The sequence below is a fragment of the Trinickia diaoshuihuensis genome (assembly GCF_003390925.1).
Taxonomy (GTDB): domain Bacteria; phylum Pseudomonadota; class Gammaproteobacteria; order Burkholderiales; family Burkholderiaceae; genus Trinickia; species Trinickia diaoshuihuensis.
Genome location: NZ_QUBS01000071.1, coordinates 1 through 24,668 on the forward strand (window position 1 = coordinate 1; position 24,668 = coordinate 24,668).

Genomic DNA, 24,668 nt, shown 5'->3' on the forward strand with positions numbered 1-24,668 from the left:
TGAACCGCAAAGATGCTCGTTTCTACCCACTTCTACTGGCGCCTATATGCCGGAAATACCCGGCTCCTTTATGCCGGAAGGTGACACCTGTCTTTGCCGCGGGTTCGCGTCAGGGCTATCAGGGCCCGCGATCCGGCGGGAACGGGGCCAAGTTCAGTACGGCCGGTGTCGTAGGGTGCTGCCAATTCTTGACCCCCGGTATCCACGCATTGCCGGGAATTTTTGTCCAGACACCCCGGTTCCAGCTGTAGTGCACATGAGCGAATATTTGGATGGTCCGGAGTCCGACGTTTTCCTCCCATCCGATCGTTACGGTTTCGCGATAACCTCTTTGTGCCCAAGCGTGCGGCGGGACTACCTTGAAAAACGGGCCTAGCTCGTATGGACGCGGTTTGTAGAGCAGCGCCCTAGCGGCGGCGATGTTCTCTCTGCGTTCGCGGTTTTCCGTTGACGATATTTTTCGGCGCCATTCGACGACGGAATCGACGTTGTTAGCGTCTGCCACGGACGGCTTGGCCTGAGCCCGGCCTAGAATCGGCATCGAATTCGAACGTGGCTTCGGACCTGAGGAAGAGGGCGCGGCGTTCTCGGCGGCGTGGGCGGTACCGATGGGCTGGTCCGTGCCGGGCGAAACGACATGGGGTAGGTACACGCCCGGCGTTGCATCCTCACTTGCATTGGCGAGGGCGCGCTGCAACGTTTCCAAAGACGCCGGATCGAGCTCCATATGCCCGGAGGGGTCCACTCGATTGACCGGTTCGCCGTCGCAGTAGGCATATGGATTAGGACCGCCGGCGCCGAAGGGGCTCAGGCTGTCGGGTGCGTTAAAGCGCATCAGCGAGGGAAGATAGGCGCGGTAGCCGTTACCGAGCTGATAGGCGTAAATCACCGGGTCGATATGCGTCCCGGCGAACCTTGATGCATAACGAGCCGGCATGGTTTCTCTCTCTTGGAATACCTCACGTTCGACGATCGCGATCCTCCCGGATCCGATCCAGCAGCCGTTCAATAACGGCTGCGGGTAGCGATGGCCCTTTCTGCCGCGGACCCTGGTGCCGACGGCGTTACGCGCAAGAAGAAATCCCCGATCGCCGCGCCCCCTTGCATACGGATGCCTTCGAGGGCAGCTTCTCGGGCCGCCTCGCTTTCGAAGATCGTCGTCCCGGATCTCGCGCCCCTGCAGTCGTCGCTCGACACAAATCTCATCAGCGCGGGACTATAAAGTCGATAGCCGGCGCCCAATAGATAGACGTTGGAGCTTGAGTTCTCGTAGCTACCTGTGTAGCCCATTGCAATGAGTTTGCTCACGGTGCCGACCCATCGATTGGCAGGTAAAGAAGGCGATGCCGTGAGCCGCCTGCCGCGGGCTCGGCGATGCCGCTATCCTTCTGCAGTGCCCAGAGCGGCCCAGGAGGCTCGACAGGAAGGGCAGTGCTGACTCGCGCGTCACCTGGCAGTGCTTGCGGCAGCCCGAGTGTTTGCAGACCTTGAACGCTGCGCTTGCCGTCGGCATAGAAGGTTTGTTCGAACACCGCGCTCGACATAAGGACCTGTGTTCCGGATGCCGATCTAATGATGACGTGTTCGCTGAGCAGCTGATCGTTTAGCTCGGGTACGCCCATCTTGTCGAGCAACGTGGCGGTGCGGACAACGTGAAAGATCGACTCCTCTCTCCGCTGAGGCAGCCATGCGCTGATAGGCTCTGGTAGACCCACGAAATGGGTGGACGGCCGCTTAACGGTGGCGGTCGAATGAAGCTGTTGTTCGACTACCTGGTCAGCGCTTTCGGCGGTGTTTTCGATCGCGAGCTTCCCGGAAATCGAGCCGCTCTTTTCTCGCGCGCCCGAACGAGTCAGAAGTCTCCTCACCGCTCTAGCCACCATGGACCAATTCAGATGCCCGGTGGGATCCACGCGATCGAGCGGGTCGTCGTCGCAGTAAAGATAGGCGTTGGGGCCTCCTGCCTCGAATGGACTCAGCGTGTCCGGCGCGTTGAAACGCATCAAGCCGGGCATATACCACCGCGCGCCGTTGCCGAGGGGATAGGCGGCAGTGACTCCATCGCGATGGGCACCTGTGTAATTGAGCGCAATCATAGGTTTCATTGGGGCCTGCTCCTGGGCATACGGCAAGAAGACAGCGCGCGCTCTCGTGAGCGCGTTGCCGTCGCTCTAACCCTCGAGAATGTCGTAGGTCTCGAAAAAGATGTCGTGATCCACGCCCCAGACGTTGCGCGAATCACCCAATACGGCGACTCGGATGTCTCCCGTATTCAAGAAAAGCGGCGTCTCCGACCATGGGGGCGTGACCGTGAAAGGGCCACTCATTTGTTCAGCCTTGACTTTAGTGGGCACGGCGCTAGGGGTAGCGACGCCAGCCGCCCCCACAAAATCGTATCGCGCATTGAACTCGCTAAACCGCATCGGCCATTGCTCCCCCTTGATGCCGGTGAGAACTACATCGCCAACTTCCGCCTGTCTGGGCCCTTCGAGTGTTTGGATCGTCTCGGCTTGGTCCAGGACAAAATAGAAGTAATAGGGAAGTGCTTTCTTAGCCGCGATCATCGTCCGTTCCACATGAGGCACAGCGCTGCCCGGTGCCGGTACGGCGTGTCGACGAACTTGAGGCGCTGGCTCATGTCCCGAGGCGACCGTTCGGTTCGCCGCGCCGCTCGCTTCCCTCGCTGAAATGGCGTGCTCTTCGTTATGCTCCACGTTGCGCGTAACAAACATCCTCGTGTCGTTAGTCGCCGCGAACCAACCGATATGACCGGTCGGATCGTTGCGATTGATCGGGTCGTCATGGCAATACGCATACGGATTTCCGCCCCCCGCGCCGAATGGGCTCAAGCTATCCGGGGCATTGAAGCGCATCAAGGCAGGCAGGTACCAGCGGTATCCATTGCCGAGCGCTATGCCTGCACAAACCGAATCGCGGAATGCGCCAGTAAAGTCGAGAATGGAGCGATGGGTCATGGGAGCCCGCAGGAAGTTGTGCGAAATGTCATTTAGTCCCCAGAGCGATTGGAAAGGAATGTTCTGTCGAAATCGCGCCTGAGCTTTCCTTGGGTGCGATCGGCGAAATCCAGTCTGCGCTTTAGTTCAGGGTCCAGACTGTCTCTGTGGCTCTTGATGGTATTGATAAGGTTTCGTGCCGAGTCCAACTCCTGGAAACCATTCTCCTTCTCCGTGAACGCCAGGTGCCTCGCAAGCGAAGGATCGTGGCTACTCATCGCACCCTTGCGGAGCAGTTGCCTTCGCTCGCGATATCCTTGAGCCGCCGCGAGGCTTTTCTCGACGCGATCCAGTTGCTCGCTGACGACGAACTGCATTTTTCGAAGGCGCGCGGCTTGAGTCGCGCTGATGGCCCCAACGCCCGTCGAGGATACCTGGCGAGCCGCATCCGTCCCGATCGCCGCCTCATGTTCAGCGTTGAATGCGCCGATATTTTCGTCTTTGGGTAAGTTCTCGATCCAGTCTTTGGCGCTCTGACCGTATTTGCGCACCAGCAGAGATAAGCCCAACTTCAATGCGATGGTCGCCGAGGCGACGATTGCAATTCCGACCGGCAAGAAGAAGTGGCCGGTTGGATCGCGTCGGTCGATCGGGTCCTCCTCGCAGTAGGCATACGGGTTGGCGCCGCCTTCGTCAAAAGGGCTCGACGCATCGAGCGCGGTAAATCGCATCAGGGACGGCAAATAGAGGCGATAGCCGTTGCCCAGTGGATATCCCCCGGTGATCGAATCCTCGTTGAGCCCCGTATATAGGAGCGTTAAAGCACTGCTCATCGACGTCCTCCATCCGCGGGTGAGGCGTTGTGCGTCGCATCGACACCGCGCTGCCGCTAGGTGCGTATGCTCGAACGATCGGCGCTTCGCTAACCGGGCGCCGAGAAAGCGTCATTCTTCGTCGAATAGCCATTGCATGACATCTCGATCTTTGCGCGATGAGCGTGTTGGATCATATTCGGATCGCGTCCGATGCAGCATCGTTCTGCCGTATTTCAGTCGAAGCGATAAGCGATTCATGGTAGGGAATCCACTCAATTGACGGCCATTCACTTTTCTCGCCCGAAGCTCCGAGACCAAAGCAAAGAGATTCCGTACCGGTTCGAAGTCGGCAGCCATTTTTGCCGTCGGCCAGTGACGGTACAACTCGTCACGAGAAATACCGGCGCGGCGACGGATGGAGGCGTCGAACACTTCGTCGAAAGACGGTAGTGGGGCATGGCCGGCGATCGCAGCCGAGGGGGACGCAGGGGCCTGCGTCGACGGCCTTATGGCCGATGACCCCTCGCCTTCGGGCCACGCCCATCCGTCCGGCGTTTTCCTATTTAGCAAGTAGGCCATATACCACGCGATAGGGCTTGCAGGGGACATGACAATAGGTGTGCTAAGTGAATGCTCTCCGAAAGGGGATCCATGCGAGGACCCATGCGCAACGGCGGCTCCAATCGCATCGGACGCCGAACTCGTCGTAGTGGGCGTGCTCATTATGGGCGAGGTAGGGAAGTGAAGTGCACCGTTGCTCAAAATGCCCTGAATCTCCAGGTCCTCTCGGGAGTAGCCCGAGGCGATGGTATCCATTTCCTCGATTCCACCCCACGTGTGTCCGCTAGGATCGATGCGCGTGATAGGGTTGGCTGCGCAATAACCATAAGGATTGATGCCGCCGCGGCCGAAGGGGCTCCACGTATCGGCGGCATTGAAGCGCATCAGGCTAGGCATATACCATCGATAGCCGGTACCGAGCGGGTATCCCGCCGTCGCGCGATCCGGACGTTCTCCGGCGTATCCAAGAGCAAGATCAACGCTCATGTGCGGCATCCTTTGGCATCTCTGCTACGACGCTTTCCCTCTGGCCGGCTCAACTCTGACCTGAGCCTGTCAGTATTCTTCTTTGCTTCCTGTTTGGTTTCTGACTATCCGGATTGCTTGAGCCTCCGGGATCGCCGCCCGGCAATTCGGGGGACCGTGTCTGGACTTCTGGAGCAACGACGCGCGCCGGAGGTTCGTTTGTGAATCTCTCCGCGAGCGACGCAGCGGTTAATGTGTTCGCTACGCCTGCGATGCCTGCAAAATGCATAACCCGCTTGGGAAGCGACGAAAAACGCGAAGTGATTTTCGTCGTCGAACGCAGTGCATCTTCTGCTCCTTCTTCGGTGGAAGTTACGAGTCCTCGTTCCGCTTCCCGTGCCAACGATGCACCGGTATAGGCGCGATTAACGAAAGACCGTACTGCCCGAACGTCAACGCCTGCGACGCCAGTCGCCGCCGAGGCATACGAAAGGGCCTCGGTCACGAGCTGAGCGCTGCCGGTTTGAAACGTACTTGAAATGTCGGCACCTATGGAAAGGCCCATGGCGGTGATGTCTAACACGTTAGCGGCTAGCACTGCGGCGCTGGCACCCCCCGTTTCAGGTAGAGCTGCAATGGCCACTGCCGTGAACGCAACGTCCCGCGTCACCCGCTCCACCGTTTTAGCCCATTGCGGCATCTTCACCCCGAGCGGCTTGAGGATGTACTGATTGATGTCATGCACAGGATCCAGCAGACTGAGAAACGAGCCTAGGAAGTCATGGCCGCTAGGATCCTTGAGATTAATAGGATCCGTTGCGCAATAACCGTAGGCATGCACGCCCCCTTTTCCGAATGGGCTGTAAGCGTCCTGGGCGCTGAACCGCATCAAGGCGGGTAGATAGAATCGGTAACCGTTACCCAACGGGTATGCGGTCGTCACTGGGTCTTGGTAGGCGTCGGCAAACCCCTGCGCGAGTATCGAATTCACAATGCGTTTCTCCTTCGGCCATGCCGCAAGCGTGGCCGCCAGAATGTCGATTGCATGCCAATGCTGCTTGAGAGCCTATTTGGCCGTCACGGCCGACTCTTCGCCATAGGCCGAGTAGGATCGCTCTTCGGTGTTTTGACCGTCGCTGCCGTTGACCACCGAGCCAAGCATGTCCGCACCGAGCAACCACGCGCCCGCATCGGTGCCGGTATTGAATTGTGCCGCCGGTGCGGAAGAGGGCGATCGAAAGAGCCGTTGTCGATTCTCGCCTTGTATCAAATTCACCAACTGATCGAGTTTGCCCTCGTGTTTGTAGTAAAAGTAGACGGGGTCGCTTTGATCTTTACGCTTTTCTCTATACAAACGATTGTGATGATCGTACGCATAGTCTCCGCTCAAGTTCGTCAGGGTGCTGTTCGCAGTCGATACGCGACCTAGCTTATCGTAGGTGAGATGTGTTTCCATCCCGTCGAACGTGATTCGGCCCGCGTCGTCGTATTGCACCGCGCCGCCCTTGCTATAAGTAGGATCGGTATTCGTGACACTCGTGAGCAGGCAGGGGTGCTCTTGGTCGTAGCTGAACGTCGCGACGTTTTTACGCGGGGACCGAAGGGTTTGGGTAGGTACGAGCGTTGTCGTCGCGGACGTGATGTTGCCGAAGCTATCGATGACAAAGTCTTGATGCAACATTTCATTGCCGTATCTATCCATCGGACGCGCGGGTCCTGCGCTATCTAATTTGGAGACATCCCACGCGATCAAACGATTCCTGTTGTCATAGCTGTAGACATAGATCGTCGGCCGGCTCTTTCCCTTCGTAATTGCCCGAGACTTCAATAGATCATTGATATACCATTGCTGGGTAGTCGTCCAAGCATTGTTTGTTCGATTGTCGGTGACTGTCCGGCTGGTCTCTCGGTCGAAGTCGTCGTACTGGATCACCGTCGTCAATGTGTGCGATGGATGTCCGTTGACCAGCTCAGCGGCAGTCCACCCTGTCATGCGTCCTAGTCCGTCGTAGCTCGGCACCACGGAAATGTTGTCGTCGGCAATGCTCGTGATTCGCCCTTGCGGGTTGCGCGATATATTGGAAATCGCGTTGTCGATATGCTGATAGCTAATGAGCGACCCAGCGACGGTATACGTATAGAACGTGGGCTTGGGTGCGGCCACGTCGTCGTAAGTGATCGTCTCGCTTTTGAGGCGACCGGAATCGTACAACCCGATATTTGTCAGCGTGCTTCCGTTCTCCGCCGTCGATGCCGCATAGTTCAGCACGCCGCTGACCGGTTCGTATTCGTATGTCTGGCTCAGCGTTTCGCCTACGGAGACCGTCCAAAGCGCCTCCGATAACTCAGAGTAATACGTATAGTTCAATTGGTTCTTGTCCGGCGTAATTTCGTATTGCGGCCGTGTATCGGCGGGCCTCTTGTAAGAATATTGGGTTTGCTTTCCTGAGACGGTCTTGCTCGTCACCCGTCCAAGGCCGTCGAATACGCGTGTTCCGATCGTTTTTTGGGAAACCGTAATTTTGTCGACATGATTGTCGGGTGAGTTATCGCTATATTTTTTTATTACTATCGTGTTATCCGGTAATTGAGTTTGTATCAATCTTCCCCAGCCATCGTATTGGTATTGAGTCTTGAGGTTCAACGTCGTGCCCGTCGCATCTGATTGATCGGTTTCGCTGCGCAGCAAGTGCAGGCCGTCGTACTCTTTGGTTTGCGTGCTGTAAGGCGCGTCCACGCCGGGTGTCTTGTTGATGAGGTACCGCTCGAGTTTGATTTCCTTTTTGCTGAAATTGTAGTCATAGGTCGTAACTTCGGTCCCTGCTTTGGCGTTCGGACCACTTTTCGTAACACTGACCGTTTGCGTCGCAAAGTCATGTAGCGTAGTTTCAACTGTATTGTCGGAGTAGGCTACGGACGAAGCGTTGCCCCAATCGTCATAGGTCAGGGTCTTGGCAAGGCTGTATGTTTTGCCGTTGATAAGATCGTAATCGAATGCCGTCGAAACCAGGGGGCGCGCCATGTCGTCGTACTGGCGCGCTTCGGTCGTGTGATATGTGTCGGAATCCGTGCTGTCCCGATCATTGATGTCGATGAATAGAACTTGCCCGTGCCCGTCCAGGGTATAGCAGATACGGTTGTGCTTCCCATCCTCTTGAATGATCTGAAATGGCCAGCTGCCCGCGTGGTTGCCAGTTTGGTCCGCACTGCTCACGTTGTTGGTGTAGGTCCACTGATTTTGGAAGCCCTTTTGGGAGCCTGAATTCAATGTCCGCGTTTTTGGCCGGCCGAAGCTGTCGTAGGTATAGGTCGTTACGTTGTTTTGCAGGTCTGTCGTACTTAGCATGCGTCCTGTGAAAGCCGACGTGGTCTTGTTGTCTGTAATGGTCTGGTTGTCGGAGGACGTCAGCGTATGCGTGGTGGTTATCGGGCCGTTGCCGCTGGAGTAGTTGAACGATTCGGTCGATATGTATGGATTGACACTTTTTCCGTTCGGGTAATGTTTGAAGGTATGCGTTTTTAGACGACCGGCGTCGCCTCCGCCGTAATAGTCGTAGCTCGCTTCGGACAGCAACGTTGCGCCGACAAGGCTGCCGTTATTCACGGAGCCGCCGCTCGTGTGCGACTCGTAGCTCTTGAGCACCACCCTGCTGATGAGATCGTTCTGCGCCGGAGAAAAATTGGAAAAATGATACTCGATCTGGTGAATCGGGGCGTCGGTCAAGCCGGATAAAACCTGTGTGGGATCCACCCGCTTCCATTTCGGGAAACGTACGAAATGGCTCGGATCCTTGGGGCAATTCGGATCATCCGGAAGATTGTCGTCGCTCTGATCACTCGGTCGCTCATAGTAATACGACCACGTGGTAATGACGTTGTCCGGATCGATTTTTTGCAGTGGATTGCCCCAGTCATCCCACGTGGTCTGCGTCGTTTCGGTATGCGTTTTACCTTGGCCGTTGTCCCAAGTGATGGCTTTGCTTTTCGGTAATTGATAGTAGGCCGGTTGCTGATCTAAAGTTTGTCCGGGCTGGAGATAATAGCTTGTCGCGGCGGTGTGTGTGATCTTGCCGCACGTTGTCGTTTCTTCTGTTTGCAGGTGATAGCAGTTATAAGCGCGTTGAATGATCGTATTGCGCGGCGTGTTGTTCTCGGTGTGAAACTGTGTTTCTTGGCTCGTATAGTTGTAATTCGAATCGAAAGGCCCGTTCAGCAGGCAATCTTCTGTGGCGATCCAATTTCTGCCCGAGAACGCACCAAGAAAATTCGTATTGGAAAATTTATACTGTGACGTTACGACCGGTTGCCCGCCGCCGGGATGACGTTCGAATTGCGTGGCAAACGGAAGCAGTGACGAGGGGCCGTTCTTGGCGAACGCATGCCCCCCGTTCTTGGGGTACGTCGCTTTTTCAGAGTAGCCGCCGGGTGCGGTCATGCCGGTGATCCACCGGCCCTGTGTACCGTCACCCACCGGTGCGCTAGGGAAGCTCCATTTCAACTCTCCGTCGTTCCCGGTGGCGACGATGTCCGTCAGCACTTCGCTTTGAACAGTGAACACGACACGGTACCCCTCCGTAGCATTGCCAGGAAGAATGTCGACGATGGCGGAGACATCTGAATACGTTGCCGACAGCAATGGTGTGCCATAGCCGTCGGTCACCGCCAGTAAGTTCGGGACATCGTTCGCTACCGTCCAAGAGAGTTCGAGCCACTGACCAGTACCCGTGTAGATCTTTTTGGGCAGGCAAAGGGTTGGACTGGCGCCGAGAAATTCGAGACTCCCTGATTTATGTGCCACGAGATACCCGGTCACGTCGCTATTGCTATTTCTTTGGGTTGCAAAGGTGAAGCTTTTCAGACGCTGTTGAAGTACGGCCACGTCGCCATTACCTTCCGCTACGGCGTATTGTTCGCCGGTGGACAAGAGCAGCGCTCGGGGTTGGGCGACGACGCCTCTGCGATAGAACGTCGTGTTCAACTTGAAGCCTTTCCCGAAACCGAAGTTCATCGTTTCGAGCGGGGAGTATCGCAGCGAGAGGGGAAGAGCAGGGCCAAGCGCTCTGTTACCGACGAACTTCCCGAGATCGATGTTCACCCCGTATAGCCCCGTGCGAGGATCGACGGCACCCGAAATTGCTGAGAGAAAGTTGGTCGCGTGCGTAACAAAACTGCTGGTGGAATTTGCCATGATCTTCTACTGCCTCCATATTCACGATTGAAGGACGACTGTGTCGAGGATTGGCGCAGACGGCTAGACGACCGTCACGCCGTAGCGCCTGCATGCTTCAATACGTATTCGGACAATTCGGCGACACTCAGGCCTCGCAAAAGCGCGAGCGGCGAAACCGCCGTTCCTGTGCGCCTGTTCAGTGTTCGAGCCAACTCAGTCGCCATCAAGGAATCGAGGCCCATCTCGTTCAGGCGGCTGCTTCCCTGCACGCGGGCGGAGTCTTCGATTCGGAGCACCGTACGCACGCTCGCGGTGACCGATTCGTAAACCAATTGCCAATGCTGGTCCGGTGGTGTTCGTTGCAATTGCCGCGTTAGCGATCCCGTATCGTCGTTCTCGAGTCGCCGGTCGTCGGCCGCCGGCCGAAGCACATCGGCGAGACGTTTGTCATAGTGTTGAGCGCCGAGTGAGTTTTGCCAGCGCGACCAATCGATATCGAATACGCCTAGGCTCGGCCAATCGCTTGCCAGTGCTCGATCCAATACGGCCAACCCACCTGCCGCCGAGATCGGACGTAATCCTTGGCCTTCCAATGCCGCTTGAACGACTGCATTTCGCGCAACGATTCCGATATCGCCGATGACACCCCACAGCACGTTGACGCCGCTCAGTCCATGTGCCCGCCGCCATTGCACCAAGCCCTCGAGAAATCCGTTCGCGGCGGCATAAGCCGATTGACCGGCGTTGCCGAGCAGCGCGCTGACGGACGAGTACGTGATGAAAAAGTCGAGCGGACTATCGTTGAATGCGCGATGCAGATTCCACGCGCCGATCGCCTTGGCTTGAAAGACGCGCGCTATTGCCGTGTCCTCCGCTGTACTGAGGCTAGCATCCTCCACGACCGCTGCGGCATGAATCACGCCGCGTATGGTCGGCATGACTGTCTTTAGTTTTTCCAGCGATCGTTGCAACTGAGTCATATCGGCGACGTCGCATTTGACGATCCATATTGACGTACCGCTTGCTTGGAGTTTCGCTAGCGTTTGGTGCGCAAACTCGTCTGTCGGCCCGCGACGGCTCAAAATGGCGATGTATTTCGCGCCTTTCTCGGCCAACCAAGCCGCGGTCATCAGTCCTAGCCCGCTGGCCCCGCCTGTCACCATGTAGGCGCCGTCGGCTTGAACAAGAGAAGGAGAAAACTGCGTCGATACGCGATTCGTGCGAGGCAAATCGGCGCGTAAGATTCGCGAAACGTATCGCTGTCCCGCGCGGAAGGCGACCTCGCTGTCCGTTTGATAGCCATTGCACTCGGAGAACACGACGCCGGCGGCGTCGGCCGCGTCGAGCGTATCGATATCGATCGATCTGATCCGCCATGCCGGGCGTTCGACTCGCATCGTCCGCGCGAGTCCAATGAGAGCTTGCTGCCTGGGACCGCCGTCGGCATCGTTCGCGCGGACGGCCTGTGCTCGGTAGGTGACCAGCACGACGGCGACATGGTCCTGCCGGCTGGTGCGTTCGAGTTCCTGCGATATATGGACGAGGTCCAATACGTCTGTGAGGCCAGTCGCTTCATGCGGATCGATCACGCGGTCGGGCTCGAGTGCCCAGAAGTATGCGATGCCGCAGATGTGGGCTGGACCGATCGCGGTTAGGACGTGCTGGATGTCCTCGCGGCAGCCCCGCCGTACAATAAAAGAGCCGTCGTCGCATCGCCGGTATGCCGAACCCATATATAAGTGAATGCAGGATGCTCCGTGCGCGCGGGCGCGCTCAGCCCATGCGTTTGCAATGCCGCCGGTATCGGTAAATACGAGCCATGTTTGCCCGTCTTCTGCTGTGTCCGCCGGAGAACCCATGAGCGCCGGCTCGGGCTCCCACTGCGTCTCATAGAGCCAATCGTTGGCGAGTGGCGTGGCGACGGTGTCCGGCGCATGCAGGACACGCACCGAGATACCGCTCAACGTTGCACAGATCTCTCCGTCCGATGAGTACAGATCGAGCGATCCCACGGCCCACGCGTCATGCCACTCCGCGATCCGAGCACGACAAAGTGCTCTTGCGCCCGGTTTTCGATACCAGCGCATTTGCTGGATCGAAACGGGCAGACACAGCTTCGACGCAAACGCGGGCTGCTCTAGAACCAGCGCCAGCAGAGTTTGGAGCGCCCCATCCAACAAACACGGATGAACGAAATAGTCCATTGCGTCCGCTGCTTGCTCGTCTGCCAATTCCATCGCCCCGATGCACTCGTCCGGTCCGATGCCAATGCGACGGAGGCAGCGAAACGCCGTGCCATACCGTAAGCCGAGCGCCTCCGCTCGCCGGTAAAAGTCTTCGACATCGGCTTCGTCGTGCGAGGCGTCGAACCAGGCCGCACCGTCCAAGCGTGTCGGGCCAATTACTTCGACTGCCGTACCGAAACTGCCTGAAACATATCGATTCCACGGCGCGTCGGAGGCGCGCGAGCGGCTGTACATAGCGAAGCCTTTACCGTCGCTATCCACCTGCACACGCACGAGAGGGGTCTCTTCGATCGCCAATGCGTAATGCAAAGACAAGCGATCGATGGTGCGGACGCCATCGCGATTGGGATGCGCTAGCAAAGCCATCTCGATCGCGGCGGCGGCGGGCAGGAGCGCTTCGCCAGCGACGCAGTGATCGGGCAAGTAGGGATAAAGGTGGGCGGCCATGTCGCCGTCCCAACTGGCTTGCGGTTCGCCGATTTTCTCGCTCAACAACGGATGGCACGGCGTATCGAGGCGGTCGGCGCGCGATAAGTCGGTTTCGGTCCAAAGGCGTTGCCGATCCCATGGGTACGGAGGCAATCCGATACGGCGACCGCAAGCGTAGTGCGTGCGCCAGTCAACGGGCGTGCCGGCGGCATAAAGCTGAGCGATGCCGCCGAGCAAGGCGGTAAGGCTTTCTTGGTCGCGCCGCTGCAGGGCGAAGCTCATGACCTGCTTGTCCGCCTGCCGAGCGCAATCCGCGATGGTCCGTGCCAGTACTGGATGGGGGCCGACCTCGGCGAATACGTTCACGTTGTCGTTCAGCATGGCGGCTACTGTTTCGCCCCAGCGCACCGGCGCTCGCGCGTTGCGCCACCAATAATGCGCATCCTGCGAGCGCGACTCGATGCGAGCTGCCGTGACGGTGGAGTAGAGCGGCGAGGCGGGCGGACGGGCGACGTGCGAATATAGCGCCGCCTTGAATTCGTCCTCCAAAGCGTCGAGGTGATGACTATGGTATGCAACGTCGGTGCTGAGGCGACGATTGAATACGTTACCGCGCGTGAGTTCATCGCCTAAACGATCGATTGCGTCTGTATCGCCCGCCAATGTGACGGAATGGGGGCCGTTGAAGGCGGCGATCACGACGCGGCCCGCTGCGGACGTCAAGTACGGGGCGACCTCGACCGATGACAATGCTACCGCGAGCATGGCCCCCTGCCCGGCGACGCGTTTCATCAACGTGCTGCGGTGATAGACGATGGACAGCGCTTCTTCGAGACTGAGCGCATTGCAAGCATAGGCGGCCGCGATTTCGCCGACACTATGGCCGACGCAGCAATCCGGCTGCAGCCCGTATGCTGCAGCCACCTCCGTCAATATGATCTGCAGGACTAAGTTCGCGACTTGTGCTTGCTCGGGGCGCGTGATCGGATCAAGCGTGCGGACCGTAAGCAATTCAGAGAACGGTGCGCCACCGAGTTCGCGCCAAATCGTCTCGCATCGAGCGAGGGTGGCCTGCGCAACCGGCTCCTGTTCAATTAGTTCAGCTCCCATGCCTCCGAACTGGATGCCCATACCGGTATAGACGAACGCGACCTTACGTGGGCCGCCGAGCGAAGAATCGCCTTCGCGGATACTTAGCGATTCAGCCGTACGCGCCCGTTGTTCAAGTTCGTCGAGCAACTGCCTGGGGTCGTGAGCGACAACCGCGATTCGATACGCATAATGCGGGCGATAGCGTGCCTGTGTGTAACCGATCTCGTTCAAGTCCAAGTCGGGCCTGGTTTTTAACCAATCGGCCAATTGGCGCACGCGCGATGAAAGCGCTCGCGGGCTCTCGGCGGATACAGGAAATACCGCGGGGCGCGTTCGTGGTTCGAAAGGAGCGCGCTCGCGCGACGGCGTCTCGAGCAAAACGGCGTGCGCATTCGTACCGCCATAGCCGAACGCGTTGACCGCGGCGCCTGCTGGGCCGCTAGTCGCGGGCCACGGCATGGGTTCGCCGGGAATGCGCAAACGTAATGACTCGAAGTCGATTGCAGGATTCGGATTGTGGAGGTTCAGATGGGGAGGAATCGTGCGGTGCTCTAGGGCAAGCACTGTCTTGATGATGCTTGCGACGCCGGCCGCCGCCTCGAGATGGCCGATAGAAGTCTTGGCCGATCCGATCCACAACGGCTGGTCGCTCTGACGGCGCTGGGCGATGCAAGTACCGATGGAATGGGCTTCGGCTTGATCGCCGGCCTGCGTCCCGGTGCCGTGCGCCTCGACGTATTGGATCTGGTCGGGGCCGATACCGGCGTCCCGCTGCACGCGGCGCATTAAGGCGATCTGCGCTTCGGCACTGGGCGATGTGATGGCGTTGGTGCGGCCGTCTTGGCCGACACCGGTGCCGGCGATCACCGCACGGATGTCGTCGCCTTCCCGTAGTGCATCGGCCAAGCGCTTCAAGACCACGACGCCGGCGCCTTCGCCTCTGCCGTATCCGTCCGCCGCGGCGTCGAACGTTTTGCACAAACCGTCCTGTGAGAGCAATCCGGCCTTGGAAAGCGTGATCATGGTGTCGGGTCGCAGCATGACGTTCACGCCGCCGCAAAGCGCGGTGTCGCACTCTTGGTTCAACAGTGCTTGGCAAGCCAGATGAAGCGCGACCAAGGAAGATGAGCACGCCGTGTCTACGGACAGGCTAGGACCGCGCAAGTCGAATACGTGGGACAGACGATTCGATAGCATCGACATCGTATGAGCGACGGCCGTATGCGTATCGATAGCCGACCGTTGTAGCGGGCTCTGCAACTGCAGCAGGTGGTCGAGCATGAAACCACCGACGTATACGCCCGTAACGGAGCCTCGGCTCTCCGCCGCCAAGCCGCTATCTTCCAACGCTTCCCACGCGACCTCGAGTAACAGGCGTTGCTGCGGATCCATCAACATCGCTTCGCGAGGCGCGAGACGAAAAAAGCTAGCGTCGAACTGATCGAGCGGTTGCGTGAGGAAATTGCCCCGGTGCACGGTGGCGCGCCCGGGGGTATCGGGCTCGGGATGAAAGAAACGCCTGAGGCTCCACCGATCCGGCGGTACGGCCGTGGCGGCATTCACGCCGTCGACTAACGCTTTCCAATAAGCGTCGACGGAAACGGCGGTACCGGGAAAGCGGCACGCCATCCCGACGATCGCTATGCGTGCATCGTCCCGACCGGCATCGCCTGTCAAGTGTGGCGCTCGCTTCTCCGTTTGTTGCATGGATGTCATTCCCTACAAAGGGTCTGCAATCGTGTCTTTCGCGGGCGACGATGCAAGAGCCATCGTGTCGAAATGGCGCCGATCGGGCGTCAGTGGGCCGCAGATGTGTTGGATGAATCGAGTGCAACAGCGCTTGGCCTGCTTACCTCAAAAACATAATGCGGCGCCGCCAAGGCGCTCAACGTAGTTAGTTGCAACTTCGGGTTCGGCACTGTATTGATCTTCTGCTCGATTTGCTTGACGATCTGAGCGATATGGCTTCCCTCGAAAATATATTGTTTTATTTCCGGATGCGCGAGATGGAAATGATCGATGGCTGCGTAGAATACCTTGACGAAGGTCTCGTCGATAACGTGATGTTCGGGATTTGTTTCCGTGCAAATGGGCGATGTCGATACAATTTCGCCGTTGGTTTGATCGATGATGGAAACGCCGAGGTATCGATGATTTTGAGCCGGAATGAATGATGCGCCTTTCTCTGTTTTTAGGAAATTGTTCTCGTAGCTGTAAATATCGAGATCGTGGTTATAGATGAAGTATTTGTTGAAACCAATGATGTATCGATTTTTGTCTGCTACGACCGGAATATATTCTCCATCAAATTCGATGGGCAATTCGCTCGACGTCGAGATGCTGCCGATCCAGTTGTCATCGGAAGAACCCTCAAAAATCGAATCGACCGTCGATCTGCGGATTTTTGCGTTAATTTGCATAATAGTCAATTTCAGTAGTGTGTATCGATTCGATGTTGACGGGTTGAGAGATTGATTAAGGCATTCATTGATTCTTTCCTTGGAAGGTTACGTAATCAGATGGGTTGTCGGATGATGATGTTGCGCTCGAAGAGGTCGGGCTAGCAGAGTAGACGCTTCCGGATTGCGTGATGGTCCACGATACGCTCGTGCTTGATGAATATGGAACACTAAAATTGAGATAAAACTCAGAGTTATTCCATGATTCTCTAGATATCGTCCAAGTCGCTGTTCCAATACACCCCGTCCACAATCCTTTCGATTCCGCGGTGAAAGTTCCGCTCGAATTTGCGGAGACGTCAGTGGGTGAGCCGCCGTCGCTCCATTTTCCAGAACTTATCGTTTGGGTCTTGAATTTGAGATCCGAGTCGCTCGTATTGTTAATTGTGATTTGATACGATCGCGATGAGTTTGTGCCGCTGCCGCTTTTGATTTGATAGAAGGAGGATTCGTCTTTCATGGGAAAAGTCCTTGAGGGTTCGTTTAATTTTTTCGATGACGTATCGGGCTCGAAATAAATCAAAAACTTTCTAATTATTGTTTGTGAACTGAGGAGTGCGCCCTGAGTCGACTATCGTGATGTTAAATGTGGTTCCGTTTGCATAATTGTCGAGAATAGTCGCTGTGGTATTGTTGAAGCATGCGGTTTCAGAATAATCGAATGGGACCATGATTTGCGTTATGCATAATTGCCCTTGTCGTTCGTTGTAATCGACCGAGATGTTTAGCGGTGATATCGTTGCGGTATCTGCGGCGCCCAGATCCCATGCATAATATAAAAAACAAGTGTCATGGTCTTGTATTATCGCAAACGGGCTCTTCTGTTCGGTGTCTGGATTGCTGGTTATTGTGGCGTCTTTAATGTAAAAATTGGCATCCTTGATTCTAAAAAAATAATTCGTTTGATACCACGATGGCCCGGAGTCCAAGGTGCCGCTTGCAGTGGATTTGTGATCGAGATTGTCGCCGTTTGTATTTCCAATTCCGTAAATCTTTGGACTCACGGCGGTGACTGCCACCGAGGCCGCGGAGTTGCTATTGGATTGCGCGGTCGTGAAGGTCCACGGATTTCCATCGGGATCGGTCCAACTAACGGACATTGCTACGCTTAACGGATCGTTAACCCCGGAGTCGTTGTATAGCCAAAAATATCGGTATTGCGGGCCGGTTGTGTCGACGGGGCTGCTTGTTGATTGGATATCGCCTGATTCGACGAAATTTGTTCCGGCCGGAGGCGAGAAGGGGTTAACATATTTACCCGCTTCCGTCCAGTATTTCCATCCGGTCGCCGTGCCGGGCGGAATATCCGTAGGGTTGTAGGACGGGATTTTTTGTCCATTGAGGAAATTGATAAGTTCTACCGTCGCCGAATTTTGGGTTTTGGCGTCTTCTCCTGAAGCGATAAGGGAGATTTCGTACTGGGTGGTGACCTTAATTTCGTTTTTTCCATTCGCATAAACTGCATTAATCGACTTGTTGTCCAAGTCGATATTCATTGCACAATTGTATGGGCAAGTGGTCGTGGATTCCATTTTTCAGTGCCTTTATGGTGTGCTTGAGGGTCGTCGTATGGCTATATTAGACATGATTTCATTCGATGTAGCTGTAAATAGTTACAGGGAATGTCGCTTTGTCATCAGTTTTTTGGTTGGTTTGTGTCCTTTTGCTCTAATGGTTGATCGCCTCATATCTTGGGTAATTCGATGCTGTATCGATAAGATATGGACGGTGACTATGAGAGGCTTGTAAAATGCCCCTCTTGTGTTGATTGCGCCGTTACAATGAATGAATTCGTGGGAGGGATGATGGGATCGATCGACATTCCAAAATCGGGCGCGCCAGACGTGGAATTTGAAAACCTGCTGACGAGATGTGGTCGCATGATTGGATGCGGCAGAACCCGCGAAGCATACGCGGTGCCATCTCATGCCGACAAAATAATGAAAGTGTCTAGTGCTTCGCGTTATGTGAACAATTGGACCGAGATTGTTGTCTACCAAAATGTGACCGATAATTCGTTTCTCGGCCGTATATCAGCATGGAGCGAGTCGGGGCGATTCCTCATCATGGAGCGTCTCGACGACGTTTCGCGCGATGAGGTGACCGGCTTGCACGTGCCGGGTTGGTGGCTGGACAGGGACGGGGATATCAAAAACATTGGTCGATCGCTAACTGGCCAACTTAAGCTAAGGGATTACGGGAGTCTCAGTATTTCACCGGATGTGCTCGCGCCGTTCGTGTGAGCGTCGGCGCCAATGGCATCGGTTTGGGCTCCCTTTTGACCTAATGGATCACGTAGCCAGCGACGGAGCCAAGGAGTGGCATGTGCACCGACGGCGGCTTCACAAACTAATGCTGATCGCCGCTCGACGTATTGTTCGCGGCATTCGGTTGACAAGGACTCACGCTTCCAGTCCCCGCTGCTAGATGGTCCCATGGCACGGCGGCTTTCGTATCTCCTTGCCCCCAGAACGTCACCTTGCGTTCATTGTTTTCGACGGTCGTTTTCCAGATGTAGCGAGTACCGGCGGCATAGACGGTTTTGACTTGCTTGTTCTTTTCGTCGTAGCCGGCAGCCACGATCGCATAACGGTTGTCGTCGAATGTCATGGGCCAATAGGTCAACCCTTCGTACTTGACGACGTCGCAGGTTGTGCTGGGCGGATAGCCTTTCGAGTCCGCCGAGCACCTTGCGCGCGCGATGCTCTTACACATCGGGAAAGCCGGCGGCGCTTTGTCGACGGGTTCTTTGACGACGAAAGGCACGTCGGTGGGGGCGTCGCCGGCGCAGGCGAGAAGCGGCGCCGCGGCGGCGGCGGCAACGAACATGGTCGCGAATATCTTACCGTTCATCAGTTTGGCCTCGATAGTTTGAATGGCGGCAACGGCGGTAAAGGGCACATTGGGAGCCGTCGCGCGGCTTTGCGTCGCGACGATGGTCCAGCCGGAGTTCGCCTGCACTCAAACGTCGCGGAGACAAGCATAAGAGGGGGCTTTTGCGGCCGCGCTATGAGTATTCATAGGTATTCGGCCCTGCGACGTATTCACGGCGCTCGGACACCCAAGATTTCCAAAGTCGATTCAGGCAAACCGATTCGGGCAAACCGATGCGAGGCGGGGAAATCCCGATCTGTTGCCATTTCCCGAACCGGTACGCTATGCTCCATGCATCGTCCCTATAAAAAATCGGAGCTTGACCGAAGATGCCTGTCGCCGCTAAGCCGGGTGCGAGAACCAAGCCGCCGGAGACCCGGCGCAACGACATCATGAATGCCGCGCAGCGGTTGTTCGTCGAACATGGCGTGGCCGCCACGACGGTGGACCACATCACGGCCGCGGCCGAGGTGGCGAAAGGGACGTTCTATTTATATTTCACGTCGAAGGACGAATTATTGGCCGCGCTCGGCGCCCGCTTCGGTGAGCAGTTGCTCGACGCCATTCACAAGGCGACCCGGCGCATCGACGGCGACTGGCGAGATAAGCTCGCCGCTTGGGCGAAAGCCTATGCCACGGGGTATCTCGCGTCGGTACGCGTGCACGACGCCGTCTTCAGCGGAACATGGTCACACCCTCACGACGGCGAACTGAACAACTGCGTGGTGGACGATCTCGAACGGCTGCTCGAAGAGGGCAAGCGCTCACTCGCTTGGTCGATCGACGATACGCGCATGACGGCCGTGTTTTTGTTCGGCGGCATCCACAGCATGGTCGACCACTTGTCCCGCACGAAAAATCGCATGACCCGTGCGAGCTTGGCTCGCACGGTCGAGACGTTGGCGTTGCGTAGCGTCGGTTTTATCGGCTGAGGCCGGCGCGTTCAGTCCTTCGGAATGCCGTCGCGCAAGATCCGCGGAATCGGAATGCCGAGCGCGACCATTTGCCGGAACGGGTTCATGAATTCGCGTTGCTCCTTGATCTTGCCGTCGGCGAGCAGGAAGCTGTGAATGAAATGGTTTTCATAGTGGCCCTCCGGATAGCCGGGGAATAAGATCTTTCCATGCCCCCCGCATTCGACCCAGAAACGATTCGGATCTTGCGTTTCGAAGATCTTCACATCGGTCCATTGCCAGTCCGGGAAGCACTTCAATGACCAAGTCGCGTGTTTTTTCAGCGTTTCGTGCCCGCGCGCCACGATAGGCTCGAGTGTATCGTTGGTCCATAGTCCGCCGACGCCGTCTTCGGCGAACAGCTCGTAACGCGTTAGGCGTCCTTCCCCGCGGCGGCTCATATAATCTTCCACCACGGCTCGATTGCGGCGGCGCAGTTCCGAATCTTGGTCTTCGACCTCAACTGCCGAAACGTCCTGTGACATGTTTTCTCCTGTTACGGTTGATGTCGGGGCTCGACGGCCCCATGCGGATTACCAGCGAACGAACTGCCCTTTGGCGACGATGACCGCGCTGCCCGATACGCGGATCGGGCCCAACTCCCCGAGCGTGCCGTGTACCTCGGCCCGCATCACGGAACGGCGTCCCATTTCCACCCCTTGCTCGATCTCGATCCGCTGGCCGAAATCAAGTAGACCGTGACGAATCAAGTGCAATGCCAGTGGTCCCGCGGCCGAACCCGTGGCCGCATCCTCCGCGACGCCGTAGGCCGGCGAAAACATTCGCAGGCGCCACTGATGGCCGCTGCCGGCAAAACAGTTCGCCGCGACGTCGGGCAAGAGAGCGAGGATGCGTTGATCCGGCTTGACGGCCGATAGCGCGGATAGGCTCGGCAAGCCCACGAACACATGGCGTGGTCCGTTGCGATAGACCTCGACGGGCAACGTCGAGGCATCGAGGCCGAGCCCCCTGAGCAGCGTGTCCTCGAATTCGTACGAGGACCAAGTGGGCACGGGTTGCGTCATCGTCGCCGAGATCATCTGCCCGCCGCTATCGCGCTCGAGCGCGAACGGTACATGGCCCATCGCCGTTTCCATCACCAGTTGCGGCCCCGCGTGCGTGCGCCCCAACACGAAGGCGGTGCCCAAAGTGGGGTGGCCGGCGAACGGCAACTCATTGACCGGCGTGAAGATACGCACGTGATAATCGCCATCGCTTTTGGGGCGAAAGACAAACGTGCTTTCCGACAGATTCAGTTCGCGCGCGATGCGCTGCATGTCTCGCGCCGTGAGTCCGGTCGCATTCGTGAACACGGCGACCGGATTGCCGCAGAGCGGCGTGTCGGTAAAAGCATCGGCAACGACGTAGTCGTAAAACTCGGAAGCGCTCATTGGACGATCTCGAAGTCAAGCGAAGGGCGGTTCAGTGGACCGATTCAAGCTGCGTGGACAGCACGCTCAGCAACGCTTCGGAGACGATGTCGATGCCTCGTTCGGTCAGTACCGACTCGGCGTGAAATTGAATCGACGAGAATCCTTTGCCGCGCAATGCGTGGACTTCACCCGTGCGGGCGTCGCGGCAAACCTCCACGCGTTCGTTGTCGTACCAAAGTTCATCGCTGGCGTAGGTCGCGCTAAACGTGTTGTAAAAGCCCACACGCTCGCGCGAGCCGAAATAGTCGATCTCGAGCTGTACGCCTTGGTTCGGCTGATGGCGGCGTGCGATGGGCATGCCCAGTTCGAGGCAAAGCATTTGATGGCTCAGGCATACCGCGAAGAACGGTTTGTGGTTGGCGAGGGCATCGGACAGCGCTTTGCGCAGCGTGCGCACGCGGATATCGCTATTGCTGCGCGGATCTCCGGGGCCGGGGCCGAAGACGGCCAAGTCCCAGTTGCCCGTGCGCACGCGCTCGTCGTCGAAGCGCGCGAGCGAGACGGTCAGCCCCATCGCGCGCAATTGATGATCGAGCATCGAGGTAAAGGCGTCTTCCGCATCGATGATGAGCAGCTTGCGGCCGTCGAGTCCCGCGATGGTCTCCTTGCGTTTGTCGACATCCGCCAGCCAAAATCGTGAAATGCCGACGTTGCGCTCGCTCAGCGCCGAACGTACCCGCGGGTGGGTCGAGAAGTGTTCAGAGGAGGGTTGGCCCAGCGCGTTCAGTATCGCTTGCGCCTTGGCTCGCGTTTCCGCGGCTTCCGACTCGGGTTCCGAGTGCCTCACGATCGTTGCCCCGACCGAGACGCGCAGGCCCCCATCCCTGTCGATATCCGCCGTGCGAATGACGATCGCCGAGTCGAGTTCGGCCCGGTCTTGCTCGTCGCGGCCGAACAATGCCACGACGCCGGCATAGTAGCCGCGTCCCCCGTCCTCGTACTTCGCGATGACCCGGCACGCGTTCTCGATGGGGCTGCCCGTCACCGCCGGCGAAAACAGCGTCTCCCTCAAGATGTCACGCGGATCGGCCTGCGTCTGCCCCTCCAAAACGTACTCCGTATGAGCGAGGCGCGACATTTCCTTCAGCTTCGGGCCGATGACTTTGGCGCCTTGGGTGCAAAAGCGCGCCATCATTTTCAGTTCCTCGTCGACGACCATGTAAAGCTCGTCGCTTTCCTTCTTGTTCGAGAGGAATTCGACGATGCCGTCAAGCGTCGGACCGCTCGGCGGATAGCGGTACGTTCCGCTGATCGGGTTCATGCTCGCGGTCCCGGCTCTTACGCTGACATGGCGCTCCGGGCTCGCGCCGATCCAGGTCCGATCGCCGGTATGCACGAGGAACGTCCAATAGGCGCCGACTTCGCGGCGCACGAGGCGGCCGAACGCGGTCAATGCCGTGACGAGCGAGTAGTTGTCCAAGCGTGCGCGGAAAGTGCGCTTCAAAACGAAATTGGATCCTTCCCCCGCGCCGATTTCGTCGGCGACGATCCGCTTCACTTGTTCGGCGTAGGCAGCATCCTCCACGTCGAAATGGCCGCCGGAAACATCGATCGGCGCGTCGGGCCAGGCGCGCAGCGCGGCGTCGAGTGGAACGCTTTGTTCGCGCTCGATGCGGATCACGCGTAGCGGTTCTCCGTCATCCACGGCGGCGTAGCCGCGCTCGGCAAGCTGCCGGTAGGGCACCACGGCGAGCGCCGATCGACCCGTCCGGCCAGGCGCCGGCAGAGGGATGTCTTCGAGCCGGGCGCACGTCAAAGCATCCCCGGCATAAATTTCGAGCACGGGCTCGCGCGTGCGATCGCCACGCACGAGCAGGGCGAACGGCCCGACGCGGCCGGGCTCGTTCAGCAGCGACGATAGGAGCGAATCGTTCATTGCCAAACCTCCTCGGTTCTGGTAACCACCGCGCATGAGCGCGCAGCGTAGTTCAGCGCCATCAAGTGGTCGTCCCGGTTGAAGTCGGCCACGGCGTCCGCGACGATGAACGTTTCGATATCGTTCGAAAAGGCGTCGATGGCCGTGGCGAGGATGCCGATGTGCGCGTAGACACCGCAGATGATCAGTTGGTCGCGGCCCGCCTCGCGCAGCGAGCGAAGCAGATCGGACTTGAAAAATGCGCTATAGCGCCATTTGGTGAAGACCCAATCTCCGGAGCGCGGCGCGAGCGTACCGGCGATTTCTCGATCGGCGGGCGCCACGGCCATGCCGGGGCCCCAGAAGTCTTTCAACAGCCCGCGCTGATCGGGCGTCATGCCGCCCGGTTGCGCGGTGTAGGCGATCGGTACATCCAGCTCACGCGCGCGCGTGACGAGGTGCGTCACGTTTTCGACGAGTGGTCGCGCGATGGCGTCGACTGGTAGCGGACGCAAAAAAAAGCGTTGCATGTCGTGCACGAGTAGCGCGGCGCGTTCGGGTTGCGGATGCCAGCCCGCGATATTCGCGCATACGTCGGTCGTGCCGGGAACTTGATATGGAGCGATTGTCGGAATGCCAGGCATGGATATCTCCCAGGTTCTTGTACGGCTCGCCGGCCGCCGCGCAAGCATCTTCGAAGGGCGATGCTTGCGCGGTGCGGCGGCGAGCGAAGGCTCGATTACGGCTGCAGCCGATGGTTCGACCAGGCGCCGCCGGACTCTTCGTATCGCAGTCGCTTATAGATACGGTCGGGCGAGAACTCCCAGAATTCCACGGCGCTCGGGCGCAGGATGTAGCCGAGCCATCCATCCGGCCGCACGAGCGTGTCCGACTTGCTGGCCATCTCGATCTGCTCGGCCAGTGCGTGCTCGTCCTCCAACGGCGCGCTTTGGCGGCTGACGGTCGACATCGCATGCGATTCGTGCGGGCGGGACGCCCACAGTGCGTCCGACTCGTGATCGGCGAGCGGCGTCACCTTGCCCGTGACGATGACTTGGCGTTTGGTCTCGCGCCAATACCAGACGCCCGAGGCCCATCCGGTTGCGGCGATATCCCTGCCTTTGGGGCTCTGCGCATGCGTCGCGAAGACGAAGCCTTCGTCTCTCAGCTCGAGGATTTGGATGGTCCGGCTCGACGGCACGCCCTGCGCACTGACGGTCGCGACCGCCATCGCGCCCGGTTCCGAGACGTTGCGGGCGATGGCGTCGGCGTACCAGGAACGCACTGCCGTGATCGGGTTTTCGGGTGAATCGTTGAAAATCGATTCGTTGCCGACGGTTTCATCGATAGTTTGCATAGAAC

Annotated in this window: 18 protein-coding genes; 2 read left to right on the forward strand and 16 right to left on the reverse strand. The window is 57.9% G+C overall.

Annotated elements, in window-relative coordinates; genetic code table 11:
• Nucleotides 1–118: 118 nt before the first annotated feature.
• The 10 genes from DXT59_RS31180 to DXT59_RS30620 form a co-directional block, all read right to left on the reverse strand.
• Nucleotides 119–1,009, reverse strand: a complete 891-nt coding sequence (locus DXT59_RS31180) for an RHS repeat-associated core domain-containing protein (RefSeq protein WP_240324511.1) — start codon at nt 1,007–1,009, stop codon at nt 119–121.
• Nucleotides 1,010–1,304: 295 nt separating this feature from the next.
• The gene (locus DXT59_RS14215; protein ID WP_275895779.1) at nt 1,305–2,132 is read right to left on the reverse strand and encodes an RHS repeat-associated core domain-containing protein; all 828 of its coding nucleotides are present in this window, start codon (nt 2,130–2,132) and stop codon (nt 1,305–1,307) included.
• Nucleotides 2,133–2,171: 39 nt separating this feature from the next.
• Nucleotides 2,172–2,975: an RHS repeat-associated core domain-containing protein gene (locus tag DXT59_RS14220; protein ID WP_116137534.1), complete on the reverse strand. Its 804-nt coding sequence runs from the start codon at nt 2,973–2,975 to the stop codon at nt 2,172–2,174.
• Nucleotides 2,976–3,007: 32 nt separating this feature from the next.
• Nucleotides 3,008–3,787, reverse strand: a complete 780-nt coding sequence (locus DXT59_RS14225) for an RHS repeat-associated core domain-containing protein (RefSeq protein WP_116137535.1) — start codon at nt 3,785–3,787, stop codon at nt 3,008–3,010.
• Between the two features lie 111 nt (nt 3,788–3,898).
• Nucleotides 3,899–4,816, reverse strand: a complete 918-nt coding sequence (locus tag DXT59_RS14230) for an RHS repeat-associated core domain-containing protein (RefSeq protein ID WP_240324512.1) — start codon at nt 4,814–4,816, stop codon at nt 3,899–3,901.
• Nucleotides 4,817–4,865: 49 nt separating this feature from the next.
• Nucleotides 4,866–5,786 (reverse strand): RHS repeat-associated core domain-containing protein, encoded by a 921-nt coding sequence (locus DXT59_RS14235; protein ID WP_205417429.1) that lies wholly within the window; start codon nt 5,784–5,786, stop codon nt 4,866–4,868.
• A 75-nt stretch (nt 5,787–5,861) separates the two neighbouring features.
• Complete coding sequence (locus DXT59_RS14240) at nt 5,862–9,983, reverse strand: RHS repeat protein (protein WP_116137538.1); 4,122 nt, start codon at nt 9,981–9,983, stop codon at nt 5,862–5,864.
• 74 nt (nt 9,984–10,057) lie between these two features.
• On the reverse strand, nt 10,058–15,439 hold the full coding sequence (locus DXT59_RS14245; RefSeq protein WP_162878074.1) for a type I polyketide synthase: 5,382 nt from the start codon (nt 15,437–15,439) through the stop codon (nt 10,058–10,060).
• A gap of 89 nt (nt 15,440–15,528) precedes the next feature.
• Nucleotides 15,529–16,152: a hypothetical protein gene (locus DXT59_RS14250; protein WP_116137540.1), complete on the reverse strand. Its 624-nt coding sequence runs from the start codon at nt 16,150–16,152 to the stop codon at nt 15,529–15,531.
• 569 nt (nt 16,153–16,721) lie between these two features.
• Nucleotides 16,722–17,687, reverse strand: a complete 966-nt coding sequence (locus DXT59_RS30620; protein WP_162878075.1) for a hypothetical protein — start codon at nt 17,685–17,687, stop codon at nt 16,722–16,724.
• 285 nt (nt 17,688–17,972) lie between these two features.
• On the opposite strand from DXT59_RS30620, the gene DXT59_RS14255 reads away from it, so the two are divergent.
• A complete protein-coding gene (locus DXT59_RS14255) occupies nt 17,973–18,434 on the forward strand; it encodes a hypothetical protein (RefSeq protein WP_162878076.1) in 462 nt (153 codons plus the stop codon).
• Nucleotides 18,435–18,540: 106 nt separating this feature from the next.
• Here the strand turns inward: DXT59_RS14255 and DXT59_RS14260 are convergent, their stop codons facing one another.
• Nucleotides 18,541–19,152 (reverse strand): hypothetical protein, encoded by a 612-nt coding sequence (locus DXT59_RS14260; protein WP_116137542.1) that lies wholly within the window; start codon nt 19,150–19,152, stop codon nt 18,541–18,543.
• Nucleotides 19,153–19,394: 242 nt separating this feature from the next.
• Between DXT59_RS14260 and DXT59_RS14265 the strand changes: the two genes are divergently transcribed.
• Nucleotides 19,395–19,997 carry a TetR/AcrR family transcriptional regulator gene (locus DXT59_RS14265; RefSeq protein ID WP_116137543.1) on the forward strand — a complete coding sequence of 201 codons (603 nt, stop codon included), beginning with the start codon at nt 19,395–19,397 and terminating at the stop codon, nt 19,995–19,997.
• Between the two features lie 11 nt (nt 19,998–20,008).
• Here the strand turns inward: DXT59_RS14265 and DXT59_RS14270 are convergent, their stop codons facing one another.
• The 5 genes from DXT59_RS14270 to DXT59_RS14290 all read right to left on the reverse strand — a co-directional run bounded on the left by DXT59_RS14270 (nt 20,009) and on the right by DXT59_RS14290 (nt 24,663).
• Nucleotides 20,009–20,503 (reverse strand): PhzA/PhzB family protein, encoded by a 495-nt coding sequence (locus DXT59_RS14270; protein ID WP_116137544.1) that lies wholly within the window; start codon nt 20,501–20,503, stop codon nt 20,009–20,011.
• A gap of 48 nt (nt 20,504–20,551) precedes the next feature.
• Nucleotides 20,552–21,409, reverse strand: coding sequence for a PhzF family phenazine biosynthesis protein (locus tag DXT59_RS14275; RefSeq protein ID WP_116137545.1), 858 nt, complete (start codon nt 21,407–21,409; stop codon nt 20,552–20,554).
• A gap of 31 nt (nt 21,410–21,440) precedes the next feature.
• Nucleotides 21,441–23,327 carry an anthranilate synthase family protein gene (locus tag DXT59_RS14280; RefSeq protein ID WP_116137546.1) on the reverse strand — a complete coding sequence of 629 codons (1,887 nt, stop codon included), beginning with the start codon at nt 23,325–23,327 and terminating at the stop codon, nt 21,441–21,443.
• Nucleotides 23,324–23,950: an isochorismatase family protein gene (locus DXT59_RS14285; protein ID WP_116137547.1), complete on the reverse strand. Its 627-nt coding sequence runs from the start codon at nt 23,948–23,950 to the stop codon at nt 23,324–23,326. The genes DXT59_RS14280 and DXT59_RS14285 overlap by 4 nt, the downstream gene beginning before the upstream one ends.
• Nucleotides 23,951–24,045: 95 nt before the next feature.
• A complete protein-coding gene (locus DXT59_RS14290; RefSeq protein ID WP_116137548.1) occupies nt 24,046–24,663 on the reverse strand; it encodes a pyridoxal 5'-phosphate synthase in 618 nt (205 codons plus the stop codon).
• Nucleotides 24,664–24,668 lie beyond the last annotated feature (5 nt).